Source organism: Malaciobacter pacificus, assembly GCF_004214795.1.
GTDB classification, from domain to species: domain Bacteria; phylum Campylobacterota; class Campylobacteria; order Campylobacterales; family Arcobacteraceae; genus Malaciobacter_A; species Malaciobacter_A pacificus.
This window is the reverse complement of sequence record NZ_CP035928.1, coordinates 2,067,020-2,083,120: the sequence shown is the minus strand read 5'-3', so window position 1 is coordinate 2,083,120 and position 16,101 is coordinate 2,067,020. Positions and strand designations below refer to the sequence as shown.

Genomic DNA, 16,101 nt, shown 5'->3' with positions numbered 1-16,101 from the left:
ATATTACTGAGTAAAACATCATTTTTTCTATACTTTAAGTTAAATATAGGTTAAAAAAAGACTAAAAATAATTTGACAATTTAAATAAATAACTGATATACTAAATTAGAGATTACTAATGGAGATTAAATTATGGTGTCAAATTTGTCAATTAAGGCTAAACTTTTAATTTTAGCCCTTGTAACAATTGTTGTTGTTTCTATTTCAATTACAATTGATTCAATATATTCAATAAATAAATTATCGAAAGAGAATATATTGAAATATGAAAAAGAAGCATATGCTAAGAAAGAAAAAGAGCTTGAAAATTATATTTCTTTAGCTTATGAAACAATTGAATCTTATTATGCAAGAACTGCTATAGATAAGATTAAAATTGAAGTTCAATCAGATCTAAAAAGTCAAACAGACTTCTTATTTTCAATAATAAACGCTGAATATGAGAAACTAAAAGATACTTTATCTACTGAAGCATTACAGTATAGACTAAAATCAATAATAAATGCATCAAGATATGGTAACAATGGTTATTTTTGGGTAAATGATACAAATGCGGTAATTGTTACTCACCCGATTAAACCGGCTTTAAATGGTAGAGATATGATGGAGTATAAAGATAAAGGTGGTAAACAAATTTTTAAAGAATTTGCTGCGGTTGCAAAAGCAAATGGAGACGGATTTGTTGACTATGTTTGGCCGAAACCAGGCTTTGAAACTCCTCAGCCAAAAGTTTCTTATGTGAAATTATTTAAACCATTTAATTGGGTTATTGGTACAGGTGAATATGTTGATGATGTAACATCTAAATTACAAGAAGAAGCAAAAGAAGCAATTAAAAATATGAGATATGGTAATGATGGGTATTTTTGGATCAATGATTCTTATCCTAAAATGGTTATGCACCCATTAAAACCAGCATTAGATGGTAAAGATTTATCTCAAAGCAAAGATGCTGCAGGAAAAAAACTTTTTGTTGAAATGTCAAGTAAAGCCAATGCTTCAAAAAATGGTGCTTTAGTTGAATATATGTGGGATAAGCCTGGCAAGGCAGGTGATCCTAAAAAGAAATTCTCTTATGTTAGAAAATTTGGACCTTGGGATTGGATAGTTAGTACGGGAGCTTATGTTGATGACATTCAAGAAGATATTTCTTTAATGGAATCAAAGACAAAAGAAGATATCAATGCAATTATTATGTACATATCTATTTTTGCGCTTATAGCAATAATTATTTCATATTTAATTTACAGTTTTTTAATTAATAAAGCAATAATAAAGCCAATTGATAATCTTAAAAGAGCAGTTGATGATATTACAAATAGCAAAAATACAGCTAAAGAAATTCAAAAAATTACAGATGATGAAATAGGAAGTTTAGTAGATAGTTTTAATGCTTACGTAAATAAATTAAAAGATGGTTATGAACAAGATGCAAAAGTTATAGAAGAGGTTGACAGTGTTATTGAAAAAGTAAATGCTGGATTCTATATTTATAAAATCAATAAAACATCAGATAATCCACAAATTATGAGATTAAGAGATTCTATTAATACAATGATTGAGAAAACTAATGACAATCTTACAAAATTAAATAATGTATTAATTGAATACGGTAATTCAAATTTTACTTCAAATGATAATGTTAGAGGTGACCAAGTAAATGGTATTATTTCTTCTATTGTTTCAAGCACAAATTTAGTTGGATCTTCAGTTTCTAATTTCTTATCTATGATTATTGAAAGTGGAAGAAAATTAAATGATGATACAAAGATTTTATCTGAATCATCTAGTAGTTTATCAAGTTCAGCAAATCAGCAAGCAGCATCTTTAGAAGAAACAGCCGCTGCAGTTGAAGAGATTACTTCAATTGTAAAATCTAATGTTCAAAACATCGCAAGAATGTCACAATTAGCGAATGAATTAAATAGTTCTTCAAAAGAGGGTGAAACTTTAGCTTCGAAGACTACGGTTGCAATGGATGAAATTGATGAGCAAGTTAAATCAATTAATGAAGCGATTACTGTAATTGATCAAATTGCATTCCAAACAAATATTTTATCACTAAATGCAGCTGTTGAAGCTGCAACAGCAGGAGAAGCAGGAAAAGGATTTGCAGTAGTTGCACAAGAAGTTAGAAACCTAGCTAGCAGATCTGCTGAAGCAGCAAAAGAGATTAAAGATATTGTAGAGAACGCAACAAATAAAGCTAATGAAGGTAAAATTATTGCCAATAATATGATTGGTGGATATACAACATTAAATGAAAAAATCAATGAAACAATTGGTTTAATTGAGAATGTTAATCAAGCAAGTAGTGAAGAAGAGAAAGGTATTATTCAAATTAATGATGCAATAAATGCACTTGATCAAGCAACTCAGGTAAATGCAAGCTCAGCTACTACAATTAGTAATTTAGCCTCTGAAGTTTCAACTCTTTCTGATAATTTAATTCAAGTTGCAGATAGAGCTAAATTTAATATTATGAGTAAAGAATCTATAAAAGATATTGACTTAGTATTTAAAATCTCTAAGTTAAAATCTGATCATATTAAATTCAAGAATGATAATTTTAATAAGTTAGCAACAACTAATACTTCATGGAAGGTAAAAGCTTGTACAGAGTGTGATTTAGGTAAATGGATTAATGAACAAGAAAATTTAGGGAAAGAGTTTACTAAAACATCAAATTGGAGAGCATTAAAAGAGAAACATGAGTTAGTTCATAATAATGTACAATCATATATTGATGAAGATTGTAAAGGTAATGTTAATTCATCACTTTTAAATGAGTATTCTAGAAAATTAGATCAAGTTACTTTAGAATTATTTGATCATTTAGAACAAGTTAAAATTGAAAATGTTATGGAGAAAAAACAGGTAATTGATGTTAAGCCTCAGCCTATAAAAAGTAGTCACGTTAGTGCTCCTTCAAAACCAAAAGAGATAAAAACAGAGATTAAAAAACAGACTACACCTATTGAAAATAAAGTATTTACTTCAAATAGTAGTGATGATGAGTGGGAAAGCTTTTAGAAGCTTTTCTTCTCTTAATAAAAACTAGACAAAAAATATCCTCTTTTATATTTATGAAAAACTAGCTATAATTCCAAAAAAATTAAATATATATGACTATGAAAAGATCAAAGGAAATTTATGAACGATAAAAAAGTAGAGTTATTATCACCTGCTGGAAATTTAGAGAAATTAAAAATTGCAATTAAATATGGTGCAGATGCAGTATATGCAGGTGTTAGTCACTTTAGTTTAAGAATTAGAGCAGGAAAAGAATTCACATTTGAAACATTCAAAGAAGGAATTGATTATGCTCATGCAAGAGGAAAAAGAGTTTATGCAACTATTAATGGTTTCCCTTTTAACTCTCAAATAGATTTATTAAAAAAACATATTTTAAAAATGGCAGAGTTAGAACCAGATGCATTTATTGTAGCAGCTCCTGGTGTTGTTAGACTTTGTAGAGAACTTGCTCCTCAAATTCCTATTCACTTATCTACTCAAGCAAATGTGTTAAACTATATGGATGCTCAAGTATTTTGGGATATGGGTGTAAAAAGAATTGTTGTTGCTAGAGAAATCTCGCTTAAAGATGTAAAAGAGATTAAAAAACATTTACCAGAAATGGAAATAGAGATTTTTGCACATGGTTCTATGTGTTTTGCATATTCAGGAAGATGTCTAGTAAGTGCTGTACAAATGGGAAGAGTTCCAAATAGAGGGTCTTGTGCAAATGATTGTAGATTTGAATATACATTATATGCAGCAAATGAAGACCATAGCACACTATTTAGACTAGAAGAAGAACCAGGTGTTGGAACATATATTTTCAATTCAAAAGATTTAAACTTAGCTTCTCATATTCAAGAAATTTTAGATTCAGGTGCAGTTAATGCTCTAAAAATTGAAGGTAGAACTAAGTCACCTTATTATGCAGCAGTAACAGCTAAGACATATAGAACTGCAATTGATGATTATTATGATAATAAATTCGATGCTGATAAGTATCAAAGGGAGTTACATACAACAAAAAATAGAGGCTTTACGGATGCATATTTAATTCATAGACCATTTGAGAAAACTGATTCTCAAAACCATGATTACGCATTAAGTAAAGGATCTTATGAAGTTAGTGGACTAGTAACAGAAGATGAACAACACTTTATGTGTAAATATAAAACTTATCCAAATGAAGATATTGAAATCTTTACTCCAAATGGTGAAGTTTTAGAAGAGTGTGATAATGAAATTGGAAAAATTTATAAAGCAGATGATGGTTTATATTACATCAATTTTAAGAAAATTTTAACTGAGACAGACAAAGAGTTAGAATCAGTTCACAGTGGTAACACAAATAAGATTAAGTTACCAGGTAAACTTCCATACTTAACTATGTTTAGAATAGAAAATAAAGAAGAAAATTAATAATAGATGATATTTTTTAGAGTATCTTGCAATATTAATATTAAAGCAACAGATGGATCTATGGTTAGTTATTATAAGTTCCGTAGACCATCGGAACTTAATAATGAAACTGCTTATATAACTACCTATGAAGATTTTCTTGATTTAGAAAGTGTATTTAATAGAATTGACAAAGAAAAATACTTTGCAAAACTTTTGAATGAAGAAAATATAAGAAGTATTGAAGAATTTCCATTAGAACTAGGCATTCCAAATAAGAATGAATATTTATATAAGAATAATTATAAAATTGATGAATATTTTTTTGAAAATACAAAAGTAGATATTTTCCAACAGCTTAAAAAAAATAAAAATGACGAAATTAATTTAGTTATTATTGGTGGTTTAGGTAAAACAATTAGTGAAATGATTGCTTCAACTACTGCTCTTAGAATTTTATACAATAAACTTTGTGAAATTTATAAAAGTGTAAAAATTGATATTTATTTAAATGCTTCAAATAATAGCTTTTATAGTAGAGATAAATCTATATATAAAAAATTAAATTTTTTAAATAATATATATCCATTAAGTATTAGTGTAAAAAACTTTACACAATATGACTATTTTATCGATACAAGTTCTTTTATAAATACCACATATTTTAGAGAATTAAACTATGTTGATGCATGGCTTTATAAATTTGGCATTGATTATAAGAGTGTAGATGCTAAATTAAAATATAATGAATTAGATATTTCAAGTTTAGATATTAAAAAGAGTTTAATTGATACTATAAATAATGCTAGAAAAAAAGGCAAATTACTTTTATATCATCCATATTCTGCAAATGCTAAGAAATCTATTCCTCAAACTTATGCTTTAAGTTTATTAAGAGATATTCTTCAAAAAAATGATGATTATGTGGTTATTAGTACATTAAGTCTTGATTCTAAATTTAAAGATGATAGATTTATTGACTTAACTAAAGAATCAAAAACTTTAAATGACTTTATGTTTATTATTTCACAGATGGATGGAATTCTTACAGCTGATACAGCAACATTTCACATAAGTGATGCTTTTATGATTCCCACAGTTGCTATATTTACAATTGAAGATTATGAAAAAGAGATTAAGTATTATAATTTTGTAAAATCAATTTTTATAAAAGATGAATCAAAAAATCTTTCAAAATTTATTTTTGATAATGAAGATTTGACTTTTTATAGGTTTGAATCTTGGAAAAAACTTAAAGCTAAACAGATTATAAAACTATTAGAATCTTTTTGATATAATCGCTCTCATTTAAGATTTAAAGAAGGAAATTAACATTGAAGTTTATTTCAATTTTAATGGGTAGTAAATCAGACTACGAGATAATGAAACATTGTGTAGATACATTTGAGAAATTTAATGTTAAATACGAACTTATTATTTCATCAGCCCATAGAAGTCCACAAAGAACAAGAAATTATGTAAAAGAAGCAGAAGAAAAAGGTGCAATAGTATTTATTGCAGCTGCTGGTATGGCTGCTCATTTAGCAGGTACTATTACTGCTGTTACCACTAAACCTGTAATTGGAGTTCCTATGAAAGGTGGTGCAATGGATGGAATGGATGCTATGCTTTCAACGGTACAAATGCCTGCTGGTATGCCTGTTGGGACAGTTGCTTTAGGTAAAAATGGCGCAATTAATGCTGCCTATTTATCAATGCAAATTTTAGCTATTAGTGATGCAGAATTAGCTATAAAATTAAAAGAAGATAGGATTGTTCAATCTAAAAAAGTTGAAAATGATTCAAAAGATATTGAAGTAATCTTATAATGAAGCCAGTTGCACTATTTGTTCTTCCTAATTGTAAATGGTGTGAACAAGCAAAAGTTTACTTTAAATCTAAAAACATAAGATACAATTTAGTAGATGTATCAAAAAATAAACAAGCATTAAAAGATTGTCAAAAACATGGATGTAAAGGTGCACCTGTTGTATTAATAGGTAACCGATGGATTTGTGGTTTTGATAAAAATAAAATAAATAAAGAGTTAGGAATTAAATAGATGGTTACATTTTCACAAATTCTATTAAAATTACAAGAGTTTTGGACAAAACAAGGATGTAATATTGTACAACCTTATGATATCCCAGCAGGTGCAGGTACATTTCACCCTGCAACTCTATTAAGAAGTTTAGATTCTACTCCTTGGAGTACAGCTTATGTAGCACCAAGTAGAAGACCAACTGATGGTAGATATGGTGAAAACCCAAATAGACTTGGAGCTTATTATCAATTTCAAACATTAATTAAACCAAGTCCAGATAATATTCAAGATTTATATTTACAATCTTTAGAGTATTTAGGATTAGATTTATCTAAACATGATATTAGATTTGTAGAAGACAACTGGGAGTCTCCAACACTTGGAGCTTGGGGTCTTGGATGGGAAGTATGGCTAGATGGTATGGAAGTTACTCAATTTACTTACTTCCAACAAGTAGGAGGTCTTCCTTGTGATCCTGTTGCAGTTGAAATTACTTATGGAACTGAAAGACTTGCAATGTATTTACAAGGTGTTGATTCTGTATTTGATATTGTATGGAATGAAAATGATTATGGAACTACAACTTATGCAGATGTTCATAAAGAGGGTGAGTATGAGTTTTCTAAATATAACTTTGAAGTAGCAAATACTGATATGTTATTTAGACATTTTGATGATGCCTTTAATGAGTGTAAATCATGTTTAGAAGCAGGACTTCCACTACCTGCTTATGATCAATGTATGATTGCTTCACATGCATTTAATACTTTAGATGCTAGAAAAGCTATTTCAGTTACTGAAAGACAAAATTATATTTTAAAAGTAAGAGAACTTGCTCAAGGTTGTGCTGTTTTATATAAAGAGCAAGAAGAGGAAAGACTTAAAAGAATAGGTAGATAAGTTTGAAACTTCAAGAAATCTATGATGTTTTAAATGAAATTTCTCCATTTGAACTACAAGAAAAATGGGATAACTGTGGAATTATTGTAGGTTCACTTGACGATGAAATTCAAAAAGTTTACATAAGTATTGATTTAGATTTAGAGCTTGCGCAATCACTTAAGCCTAATTCTTTGATTATTACTCATCATCCATTGATTTTTTCTGGATTAAAAAGAGTAAATTTTGATACTTATTCTACAAAGATTATAAAAGAATTAATCAAAAAAGATATTGCATTAATTTCAATGCACACTAATATTGATAAAACTCATTTAAATAAATATGTAGTAGAAGAAATTTTAGGATTTGAAGTGACTTCTCAAGAAGAATTCATTGCTACTTGTGAAGTAAATATGAATTTTGATGATTTAGTTAAACATGTAAGTAAAAAATTAGATTTGAAAACTACTAAAGCTGTAAGATGTAATGATTTTATAAAAGATATAGCAATAGTTACAGGTTCTGCTATGAGTTTACTAGATGAGGTTAAAGCTGATTGTTTTTTAACGGGTGATATTAAATATCATGATGCTATGGAAGCAAAAGCAAGGGGTGTATCTTTAATAGATATTAGACATTATGAAAGTGAAAGATATTTTAATACCCTTATTGAAGGGCTTCTTTCACAATATTTGAAAAAAAATGAATTAAAAGCTATAATAACAGCTTCAAAAAATCCATTTGAGTTTTTTAAAAGAGGAGAAACGGTTGAATAAGTATTTAGAGGATTTAATCAAATTATCAAAATTTGACACAGCTATTAGTATGTTTGAGCCAAAAATTGAAAATGAAAAGGCAAAACTAGCAACATTTGTAGAAACTGCAGAAGCAATTAAAGCATCAATTAACGAGAGTTATTTAGAGATTGATGATATAAAATCAAAAAGAACAAAAAATAATATTCACTTATCTGAGTTAAAATCAAAACTAGAAGATATTGCGAAAAAAAATAAAGACGTTCAAACTGAAAAAGAGTTAAAAGCACTACAATTAGAAGAAGAAATTGCAAAAGAACAAATTGAGTTCGCAAATGAAGAGATTGATAGATTAGATAAATTAGCAGTTGCAAAAGAAGAGAATTTAAAAGAGTTACAAGAAAAGCTTGCTAATGAAGAAGAAGAGATTAAAGATATACAAATAGCAGTTGACAATGCAATTGAAGAGATTAATAAAGAAAGAAATGTTGTATATCAAGATAGAAGTGAACTATTAGAAAAATTTGATAATAAAATCTTAACTTTCTATGAAAAAATTAAAAGATGGGCTAAAGAATCAGCTGTTGTTCCTGTTAAAAAACAAGCTTGTTATGGATGTTTTATGAAAATTAATGACAAAACATATGCAGAAGTAATTAAAGCAGAAGAGATTATAAACTGTCCACATTGTGGAAGAATTCTTTATAAAGAAGATGAGACTGAAGAGGCTTAATATTGAGCCTTTTTAGTATTTTTTATTACTTACTTTTAAGTATTGTATATATACTTGCAATTCCCTATTTAATTTTTAAATCAAAAAAAACAAAATATAAAGATGCAATACCAGCAAAATTTTTCTTAAAAAATAATAGTAAATTTACTGCTGATGGAGTTTGGTTTCATTCTTGTTCTATGGGTGAGACTAAAACTATTAAACCCCTTGTAGAAGAGTTTGACAATGCTAAAGTTTCAGTAATTACAAATACAGGTTTTGAAGAAGCAAATAAATTTTGTAAGGAAGTTAGATATCTACCATTTGAAATCTTTCTTCCTTTTTGGATTACTAAACAAAAAGTTTTAGTAGTAATGGAAGCAGAACTTTGGTATTTACTTTTTTTATGTGCAAAAAATAAAGGTAGTAAAACAATACTTATAAATGCAAGAATTTCTGATAAGTCTCATAAATCTTATCAAAAGTTTTCTTTTTTATATAAAAGAATATTTAAAAATATTGATAAAGTATTTGCTCAAAGTCAAAAAGATAAAGATAGGCTTATTGAACTTGGCGCAAAAAATGTTGAAGTAATAGGAAATATAAAACTAGCTCAAACTCCAAAAACAACTTTAGATTTAAAAAAGTTAGATGAAAGAGTTATTACTGCTGCTAGTACACATAAAAATGAAGAAGAGTTAATTTTAAATTCATATGATAAAAGATTTGGAAAATTAATTATTGTTCCAAGACATCCAGAACGATTCAGTGAAGTTGATTTATTAATACAGAACTATATTTTAAATAAAGATTTAACATATAATAAATACTCAACTCAAGAAGACTTTAATCCTGATATAATTTTAGTTGATAAAATGGGTATTTTAAATGATATATACTCTATAAGTGATGTAGTAATACTTGGTGGAGCATTTGAAAATATTGGTGGACATAACCCAGTTGAACCAGCATACTTTGGATGTAAAATTATAAGTGGTAAAAATATATTTAATCAGAATTCACTCTTTGAGTGTATAGAAAATTACTATTTAATTGAAAATCATCAATTAAAAGAGTATTTAAAAAAAATAGAGGAATTGAAAAGGCCAGTATTACAAAAATCTGGTTCATTTGATCCAATAATAAAGGAAATAAAAAATGGCTGAATATGATAAGGCATATAAACTTTTAGCAAAACAAGAGAATATCTCAAACTCAAAAGCAAAAGAGTTAATTGATAAAGGTTTAGTTAGAGTTGGAAATAAAAAAGTAATGATTGCAAGAGGTGAGATTAGAAGTGATACTAGATTTAGTGTTAAAGAAGTAGCAAAAATAAAAGTTATCTTTGAAGATGATGATATTTTAGCTGTTGATAAACCTGCTTTTTTAACTGCTGATGAAGTCTCTCAAAAATTTCCAAAAGCAATATTACTTAATAGACTTGATAAAGAGACAAGTGGAGTAATGCTATTTGCAAAAAATGAAGCATTTCAAAAAAAAGCTATTAAAGAATTTAGTAATGAAAGAGTTTATAAAGAGTATGTAGCAATTGTTGATGGAAAAGTAATTGAAGAAATTGAGATTGATAAACCAATATTAACTACAAAAGATAGAGGAAAAGCAAAATCTAAAATCGATACTAAACACGGGAAACCAGCTAAATCAACTGTTTATCCAATGCTAGTTGAAGGTAATAAATCAAAAATAAAAGTTGTGATTGAAACAGGAAGAACTCACCAAATTAGAGTTCATTTAAACTCAATTGGTTTACCTATAATTGGAGATGCTTTATATGGGAAACCTGCTGCTAATATAAATAGAGTTTTATTACATTCAAAAAAGACTAAAATTTTTGATTATACTTTTGAGTCACCAGAACCAAGAGAGTTCAAGGTGTATGACTTTAATTAAAACTTAAGTTAATAAGAAATATAAAATACCATAAAATGGTACTTCTAAAAAATTAAAAACTAAAAAAAAACTTAAAATTGGAGTTTTACTTAATCTATATCAAAGGTATAGTTAAGTAAAATCACAAACTTTAAAAAATTGTGGAGAAGAAATTTTGTTTGATTCAATTACCGGTTCGATAAAAAATGCAGTTAATAAAATAAGACATAAAGATGATGTAGCATCTTTAAAGAAAGCTATTACAGAGTTAAAAAAATCTTTATTAAAAGCTGATGTACACCATAAAACTACAAAAGAGTTAGTTACTAATGTTGAGTTAGAAACTAAAGCAGCTGGTATTGGTCAAGACTCTTTTTTAAACGCATTAAAATCTGAATTAACAAAACTACTTACAACTGAAGGTAATCAAGGCTTTGTATTCTCTTCAACTCCTCCAACTACAATTTTAATGACAGGATTACAAGGTAGTGGTAAAACTACAACTACAGGTAAACTAGCAAACTATTTAAAAACTAGAAAGAAAAAAGTTTTAGTAGCTGCATGTGACTTGCAAAGATTAGCTGCGGTTGAGCAGTTAAAACAAATTGCAGCACAAATTGAAGTAGATATCTATTTTGATGATAATGAAAAAGACCCAGTTAAAATTGCTAAGGCAGCTCAAGAAAAGGCTACAAAAGAGTTATATGACGTACTTTTGATAGATACAGCTGGACGACTTGCAATAGATGAAGAGTTAATGGCCCAGTTAAAAAATGTTAAAGATGCAGTAAATCCTGATGAGATTTTTTATGTTGCTGATTCATTGACAGGACATGATGCAACTAAAACAGCAACTTCATTTAAAGAGCAAATAGGAATTGATGGAGTTGTATTATCTAAATATGATGGCGATACAAAAGGTGGAGTTGCCTTATCAATTGCACATCAAGTTGGAGTACCATTAAGATTTATTGGTATTGGTGAAAAAATGCCAGATATCGAAGTATTTATACCAGATAGAATAGTTTCAAGATTATTAGGTCTTGGAGATATCGAAGGTCTTGCAGAGAAAACGTCAGCAGTAATTGATGAGAAAAAAGCAAAAGAAGTTACTAAAAAGATTAAAAAAGGTCAATTTAACTTTAATGACTTCTTAGACCAATTAGCTATGATGAGTAAATTAGGTTCTATGAAATCTATCCTTGGAATGATTCCAGGACTTTCAGGAATGACTGGGGCTTTAAAAGATATGGACTTTGAAAACTCAAGTGAGATTAGAAGTATTAAAGCTATGATTGGTTCTATGACTCCAAAAGAGAGAGAAAACCCTGATTTAATGAATCCTTCAAGAAAGAAAAGAATCGCAAAAGGTTCTGGATTATCTGAAGTGCAAGTAAATAAAATTTTAAAGCAGTTTAAAAATGCTTCTAAAATGGCAAAAAAACTTTCTTCTAAAGGTGGAATGAAAGGTTTACAAAATATGATGTCTCAAATGGGACCTGGTGGGATGCCAAAAATCCCTAGATAATAAATTTTAAATAGTATTGAGTTGTAAACTTATTTTATGAGTTTAGAATTCAATACTATCAATTAAAACAAAGGAAAGAAAACATGACAGTAATTAGATTAACAAGAATGGGTAGAAACAAAAAACCATTTTACAGAATCGTTGTAACAGACTCAAGAAAAAGAAGAGATTCAGGATGGATTGAATCAATTGGTTACTACAACCCAGTTGTTGAGCCAAAAGTATTAAAATTAGATGAAGAAAGATATAACTACTGGTTAAGCGTTGGTGCTAAACCATCTGAAAAAGTTAAAAAATTAGCTTCAAAATAATTATAGCATAGAATTATGGTTACTAAATTTATTGAAAATTATGCTAAATTAATTGTTAGCGTACCTGAAGAAGTATCAGTTAGTAAAGAAATTATCGAAGATAACTTTGCTCAAATTACTATTAAAGTAAATAGTGTTGATATTGGTAAACTTATTGGAAAAAATGGAAATATGATAAATGCTTTAAAAACTATGGCAAATGGTTGTAAAGCAAAAGATGGTATTTCTTATAAAATTCAGGTAGTTACAGATTAATTTATGAAAAAGAATAATATTTATGTAGCTAAATTGGGGAAAGCTGTAGGATTAAAAGGTCATTTAAGACTTTTTATTGATTCAGATTTCCCTGAACAATTTAAAAAGGGCGCAAGCTTTTTTACAAACAAAAATCTGCAGTTAACAGTTTTAGAATATAATACATCAAGAGAATTAGTTTTATTTAAAGATTATGAAGATGTTGATATTGCTAAAAAACTTACAAATCAAGAACTTTATGTAACTCATGAACAAACAAGAGAAAATTGTAATTTAAAAGAAAATGAATTTTTTTGGTTTGATTTAATGGATTGTGACATATATGAAAATGATTTAAAACTAGGTAAAGTTAAAGATATTCACAGATATCCAATTAATGATTACTTGGAAATCAGCACATCTAACGAACTTATTAAAAAAGATTTACCAGCAACTTTTTTATTACCATATATATTTAATACATATATTTTAAATGTGGATACAAACAAAAAAAGAATTGATGTAAAAGATGCTTTTGTTATTTTAGAAAACTCTTAATTTTCTTATTAGTAGTTACATCTCTTATCGTATTCTTCTTTCGTTAATTCTAAAGAATAGCTTTGATTGAAATTGTTTTCAATTAATTCATTAAGCAGTATATTTCTATCTTCCTCTTTTGTAAAAGGACCAAAGAATATTTCTATTCTATTTTTGTCATCTCTACAAAGTTTAAGCTCAGAATTTATTTTAACTATTGAATCTAAATAATCTTTATACAGTTCTCCTTTTATTTTTGCCACATTAATGAGTTTAACAAAATTATTTTTATCTTCTGTTTGTGAATTAATACTTTCTTCTTGTTTTACAGGTTCTAATTCTTGATTATCTTGATTTCCATTTTTATTATTTTGAATATCATTTTTGACATTAATCATTTGTTCTTTTAGTTCAATAGCTTCTTTCTTTAGTCTTTCTAATTCAGCTTTTTCATTTTCTAATTCTTGTTTTTTAGCTTCTAAGTTCTCTTTTTCTTTTAATAAAGCTTCTTGTTCTGCTTTTATAGCTTCTTCTTCTTTTTTCTTTTTTTCATCTAATAATTTTTTTTCATTTTCAAGTTTTTCTTGTTCTTCAAGTTTTTCTTGATTTAAATTTCTATTTGTTAATTTTGCTAATTGTTCATTTAATTTTGTAGAATTGATAGTGCTAATATCAAATTTATACTTTTTTTCTTGCATAGAAATAGTAGACTCTTTTGTTTCTATTTGCATAGGCTTTTCAATTGGTTTAGGGTCAAAGAAACCAGTAAAATAAAGTACAATGCCAGCTATTAATACAAGTAGTAATAAAGCTACAATACCAATCAAAATTTTACTTATTAAGGATTTCTTTTTATCTTGAGTTTTTGGTGCTTCTTCAGAAACCGTATCATTAGATTCATCAATGTCAGTCTCTTTTTCTTCTGTTGCATCATTTGATTCTATCTCTTCTTGATTTGTTGCATTATCTTGTGTTGTTTCTTCAGAATTGTCTTTAATTTCTTCAGCCATTTTCACTCTTTTGTAATTTTCTTTTTTCTTTTTGTCTAGCTAATATTTTATCTTTATTTTTTCTGTAATATTCTCTTCTATACTCTTTTAATGCCTCTTTTTTCTTTTCTCGATACTCTTTATCATATTCTAGTCTTTTGTTTTTATTCTCTTTATAATAATCTTTTTTTCTTTTTTTATATTCATTGATTTTTTTTATAATTAAATCTTTACGAGAATCAACGTGCTCTTTTTGTGCTCTAGCAATTTCTTTAATTTTGTTAGAAAAATTTAACTCATTTAAATCTTCTTCATAATTTATGGCTTCTCTTTTTATATTCTCTTTTTTAGCCTTACTTTTTAAATAATATTCTCTTTTTTTCTTTTTATGAGAGAGAAGTCTTTCTTCTCTTAACCTTTTTAATTCATCTAAATCCATAAACTTTAATGAACTATATTATCTTAATTTTTTAGTCTATTTACTGTATCAAGCATACCATCAGTTGTTGTAATTGCTTTTGAATTAGCTTCATATGCTCTTTGTGCAGTAATTAAGTCAACCATTTCATTTACAAGTTTAACATTTGATGATTCAATCATACCTTGTCTAATTGAACCAAATTGATCTTCAGAGGGAACTCCTTCTTGAACTGCTCCTGATGCTTCACTTTCCATAAACATTGATTCTCCCATAGGAATTAATCCAGCAGGGTTTATAAAGTCAGCTATTAATACTTGACCTAAATCAACAATTGTACCATCAGCGGGATTTGTTGCACTTACCGTACCATCAACAGCAATAGATAAATCGGTTACATTATCTGGAACAACTATTTCAGGACTAAGAGGATATCCGTTACCATTTACAATGGTACCTTCAGAATTAACTTTAAAAGAGCCATTTCTAGTGTAAGCAGTTTCTCCACTAGGTAAAGTAATTTGAAAGAAACCTTCTCCCTCAATTGCTAAATCTAAAGGATTAGATGTTAGTGTAAGATCACCTTCATTAAAATTTTTTTGAATACCAGATATTCTAACTCCAAGTCCTACATCTATTCCAGTAGGATTAATTGTAGTTTGAGAAGTTCTACCTGCTGTGTAGTTTAATGTTTCATACATTAGGTCTTGAAATTCAGCTCTATCTTTTTTGAAGCCTGTAGTATTTACATTTGCAATGTTATTTGATGTAACATCAATTTGATGTTGCATAGAATTCATCCCTGTTGCAGCTGTGTATAAACCTCTAATCATATTAATCCTTTGTTTAGATTGTATATTTAATTATTATATTTTAAGAACAATTAAAGTTAGATAAATTTACTTGATTATTTTTCATGTATTAAGTATATATTTAAAACAAATTATATATAATGCAAGATATTTGATTGATAATTTGTTAAAAAGGTTTACATATGAAAATATTAATAGTTGATGACAGTTCCACGATGAGAAGAATCATTGGAAATGTTGTAATGCAACTAGGTTTTACAAAAGAAGATTTTGATGAAGCAGAAGATGGTGTAAAAGCATGGAAATTATTGTCTGAATCTAAATATGATATAATTTTAACTGATTGGAATATGCCAAATATGAATGGATTAGAATTGGTTAAAAAAACAAGATCAGAAGGTAACCATCAAAAAACACCTATTATTATGATTACTACTGAAGGTGGAAAAGGAGAGGTTATTACTGCATTAAAAGCTGGCGTTAATAACTATATTGTTAAGCCATTCAGTGCTGAAGTTTTAAAAGAAAAACTTGATGGGGTATTGAAATAATTATTTAAATTTAAGGCATTAT

Annotated in this window: 18 protein-coding genes; 15 read left to right on the top strand and 3 right to left on the bottom strand. The window is 27.6% G+C overall.

Annotation, left to right across the window (positions count from 1 at the left end; genetic code table 11):
- Positions 1 to 132: 132 nt before the first annotated feature.
- The 14 genes from APAC_RS10515 (at position 133) to rimM (ending at position 13,330) form a co-directional block, all read left to right on the top strand.
- Entirely contained in the window at positions 133 to 3,033 is a 2,901-nt protein-coding gene (locus APAC_RS10515; RefSeq protein ID WP_130234061.1) for a methyl-accepting chemotaxis protein, read from the top strand.
- Positions 3,034 to 3,153: 120 nt separating this feature from the next.
- Positions 3,154 to 4,437, top strand: a complete 1,284-nt coding sequence (locus APAC_RS10510) for a peptidase U32 family protein (RefSeq protein WP_130234060.1) — start codon at positions 3,154 to 3,156, stop codon at positions 4,435 to 4,437.
- 6 nt (positions 4,438 to 4,443) lie between these two features.
- Positions 4,444 to 5,709: a glycosyltransferase family 9 protein gene (locus APAC_RS10505; RefSeq protein ID WP_130234059.1), complete on the top strand. Its 1,266-nt coding sequence runs from the start codon at positions 4,444 to 4,446 to the stop codon at positions 5,707 to 5,709.
- A gap of 41 nt (positions 5,710 to 5,750) precedes the next feature.
- A complete protein-coding gene (purE, locus tag APAC_RS10500; protein WP_130234058.1) occupies positions 5,751 to 6,245 on the top strand; it encodes a 5-(carboxyamino)imidazole ribonucleotide mutase in 495 nt (164 codons plus the stop codon).
- Positions 6,245 to 6,478 carry a glutaredoxin family protein gene (locus tag APAC_RS10495; RefSeq protein ID WP_130234057.1) on the top strand — a complete coding sequence of 78 codons (234 nt, stop codon included), beginning with the start codon at positions 6,245 to 6,247 and terminating at the stop codon, positions 6,476 to 6,478. Before purE ends, APAC_RS10495 begins: the two co-directional genes overlap by 1 nt.
- On the top strand, positions 6,479 to 7,360 hold the full coding sequence (glyQ, locus tag APAC_RS10490) for a glycine--tRNA ligase subunit alpha (RefSeq protein WP_130234056.1): 882 nt from the start codon (positions 6,479 to 6,481) through the stop codon (positions 7,358 to 7,360).
- A gap of 2 nt (positions 7,361 to 7,362) precedes the next feature.
- Positions 7,363 to 8,118: a Nif3-like dinuclear metal center hexameric protein gene (locus tag APAC_RS10485; protein ID WP_130234055.1), complete on the top strand. Its 756-nt coding sequence runs from the start codon at positions 7,363 to 7,365 to the stop codon at positions 8,116 to 8,118.
- Positions 8,111 to 8,830, top strand: coding sequence for a zinc ribbon domain-containing protein (locus APAC_RS10480; RefSeq protein WP_130234054.1), 720 nt, complete (start codon positions 8,111 to 8,113; stop codon positions 8,828 to 8,830). Before APAC_RS10485 ends, APAC_RS10480 begins: the two co-directional genes overlap by 8 nt.
- Positions 8,831 to 8,832: 2 nt before the next feature.
- Positions 8,833 to 9,975, top strand: coding sequence for a lipid IV(A) 3-deoxy-D-manno-octulosonic acid transferase (gene waaA / locus APAC_RS10475; protein ID WP_228255912.1), 1,143 nt, complete (start codon positions 8,833 to 8,835; stop codon positions 9,973 to 9,975).
- Complete coding sequence (locus APAC_RS10470) at positions 9,968 to 10,720, top strand: RluA family pseudouridine synthase (protein ID WP_130234052.1); 753 nt, start codon at positions 9,968 to 9,970, stop codon at positions 10,718 to 10,720. The genes waaA and APAC_RS10470 overlap by 8 nt, the downstream gene beginning before the upstream one ends.
- A 154-nt stretch (positions 10,721 to 10,874) precedes the next feature.
- Positions 10,875 to 12,227, top strand: a complete 1,353-nt coding sequence (gene ffh, locus APAC_RS10465; protein ID WP_130234051.1) for a signal recognition particle protein — start codon at positions 10,875 to 10,877, stop codon at positions 12,225 to 12,227.
- 83 nt (positions 12,228 to 12,310) lie between these two features.
- Positions 12,311 to 12,538, top strand: a complete 228-nt coding sequence (rpsP, locus tag APAC_RS10460) for a 30S ribosomal protein S16 (RefSeq protein ID WP_130234050.1) — start codon at positions 12,311 to 12,313, stop codon at positions 12,536 to 12,538.
- Positions 12,539 to 12,553: 15 nt separating this feature from the next.
- A complete protein-coding gene (locus APAC_RS10455) occupies positions 12,554 to 12,793 on the top strand; it encodes a KH domain-containing protein (protein ID WP_130234049.1) in 240 nt (79 codons plus the stop codon).
- Between the two features lie 3 nt (positions 12,794 to 12,796).
- On the top strand, positions 12,797 to 13,330 hold the full coding sequence (rimM, locus tag APAC_RS10450; RefSeq protein WP_130234048.1) for a ribosome maturation factor RimM: 534 nt from the start codon (positions 12,797 to 12,799) through the stop codon (positions 13,328 to 13,330).
- 8 nt (positions 13,331 to 13,338) lie between these two features.
- Here the strand turns inward: rimM and APAC_RS10445 are convergent, their stop codons facing one another.
- The 3 genes from APAC_RS10445 to flgG are packed head-to-tail and all read right to left on the bottom strand — an operon-like array spanning position 13,339 to position 15,549.
- Positions 13,339 to 14,319: a hypothetical protein gene (locus APAC_RS10445; RefSeq protein ID WP_130234047.1), complete on the bottom strand. Its 981-nt coding sequence runs from the start codon at positions 14,317 to 14,319 to the stop codon at positions 13,339 to 13,341.
- Positions 14,312 to 14,737: a hypothetical protein gene (locus tag APAC_RS10440; RefSeq protein WP_130234046.1), complete on the bottom strand. Its 426-nt coding sequence runs from the start codon at positions 14,735 to 14,737 to the stop codon at positions 14,312 to 14,314. Before APAC_RS10440 ends, APAC_RS10445 begins: the two co-directional genes overlap by 8 nt.
- A 23-nt stretch (positions 14,738 to 14,760) precedes the next feature.
- Positions 14,761 to 15,549 (bottom strand): flagellar basal-body rod protein FlgG, encoded by a 789-nt coding sequence (gene flgG / locus APAC_RS10435; RefSeq protein WP_130234045.1) that lies wholly within the window; start codon positions 15,547 to 15,549, stop codon positions 14,761 to 14,763.
- Between the two features lie 161 nt (positions 15,550 to 15,710).
- Between flgG and APAC_RS10430 the strand changes: the two genes are divergently transcribed.
- A complete protein-coding gene (locus tag APAC_RS10430) occupies positions 15,711 to 16,079 on the top strand; it encodes a response regulator (RefSeq protein ID WP_130234044.1) in 369 nt (122 codons plus the stop codon).
- Positions 16,080 to 16,101 lie beyond the last annotated feature (22 nt).

Bases quoted from the DNA above. Each gene is read 5' to 3' on its own strand.
- APAC_RS10515 (WP_130234061.1), top strand. From the start codon at position 133: ATGGTGTCAAATTTGTCAATTAAGGCTAAACTTTTAATTTTAGCCCTT.
- APAC_RS10510 (WP_130234060.1), top strand. From the start codon at position 3,154: ATGAACGATAAAAAAGTAGAGTTATTATCACCTGCTGGAAATTTAGAG.
- APAC_RS10505 (WP_130234059.1), top strand. From the start codon at position 4,444: ATGATATTTTTTAGAGTATCTTGCAATATTAATATTAAAGCAACAGAT.
- APAC_RS10495 (WP_130234057.1), top strand. From the start codon at position 6,245: ATGAAGCCAGTTGCACTATTTGTTCTTCCTAATTGTAAATGGTGTGAA.
- glyQ (WP_130234056.1), top strand. From the start codon at position 6,479: ATGGTTACATTTTCACAAATTCTATTAAAATTACAAGAGTTTTGGACA.
- APAC_RS10470 (WP_130234052.1), top strand. From the start codon at position 9,968: ATGGCTGAATATGATAAGGCATATAAACTTTTAGCAAAACAAGAGAAT.
- rpsP (WP_130234050.1), top strand. From the start codon at position 12,311: ATGACAGTAATTAGATTAACAAGAATGGGTAGAAACAAAAAACCATTT.
- APAC_RS10455 (WP_130234049.1), top strand. From the start codon at position 12,554: ATGGTTACTAAATTTATTGAAAATTATGCTAAATTAATTGTTAGCGTA.
- rimM (WP_130234048.1), top strand. From the start codon at position 12,797: ATGAAAAAGAATAATATTTATGTAGCTAAATTGGGGAAAGCTGTAGGA.
- APAC_RS10445 (WP_130234047.1), bottom strand. From the start codon at position 14,319: ATGGCTGAAGAAATTAAAGACAATTCTGAAGAAACAACACAAGATAAT.
- APAC_RS10440 (WP_130234046.1), bottom strand. From the start codon at position 14,737: ATGGATTTAGATGAATTAAAAAGGTTAAGAGAAGAAAGACTTCTCTCT.
- flgG (WP_130234045.1), bottom strand. From the start codon at position 15,549: ATGATTAGAGGTTTATACACAGCTGCAACAGGGATGAATTCTATGCAA.
- APAC_RS10430 (WP_130234044.1), top strand. From the start codon at position 15,711: ATGAAAATATTAATAGTTGATGACAGTTCCACGATGAGAAGAATCATT.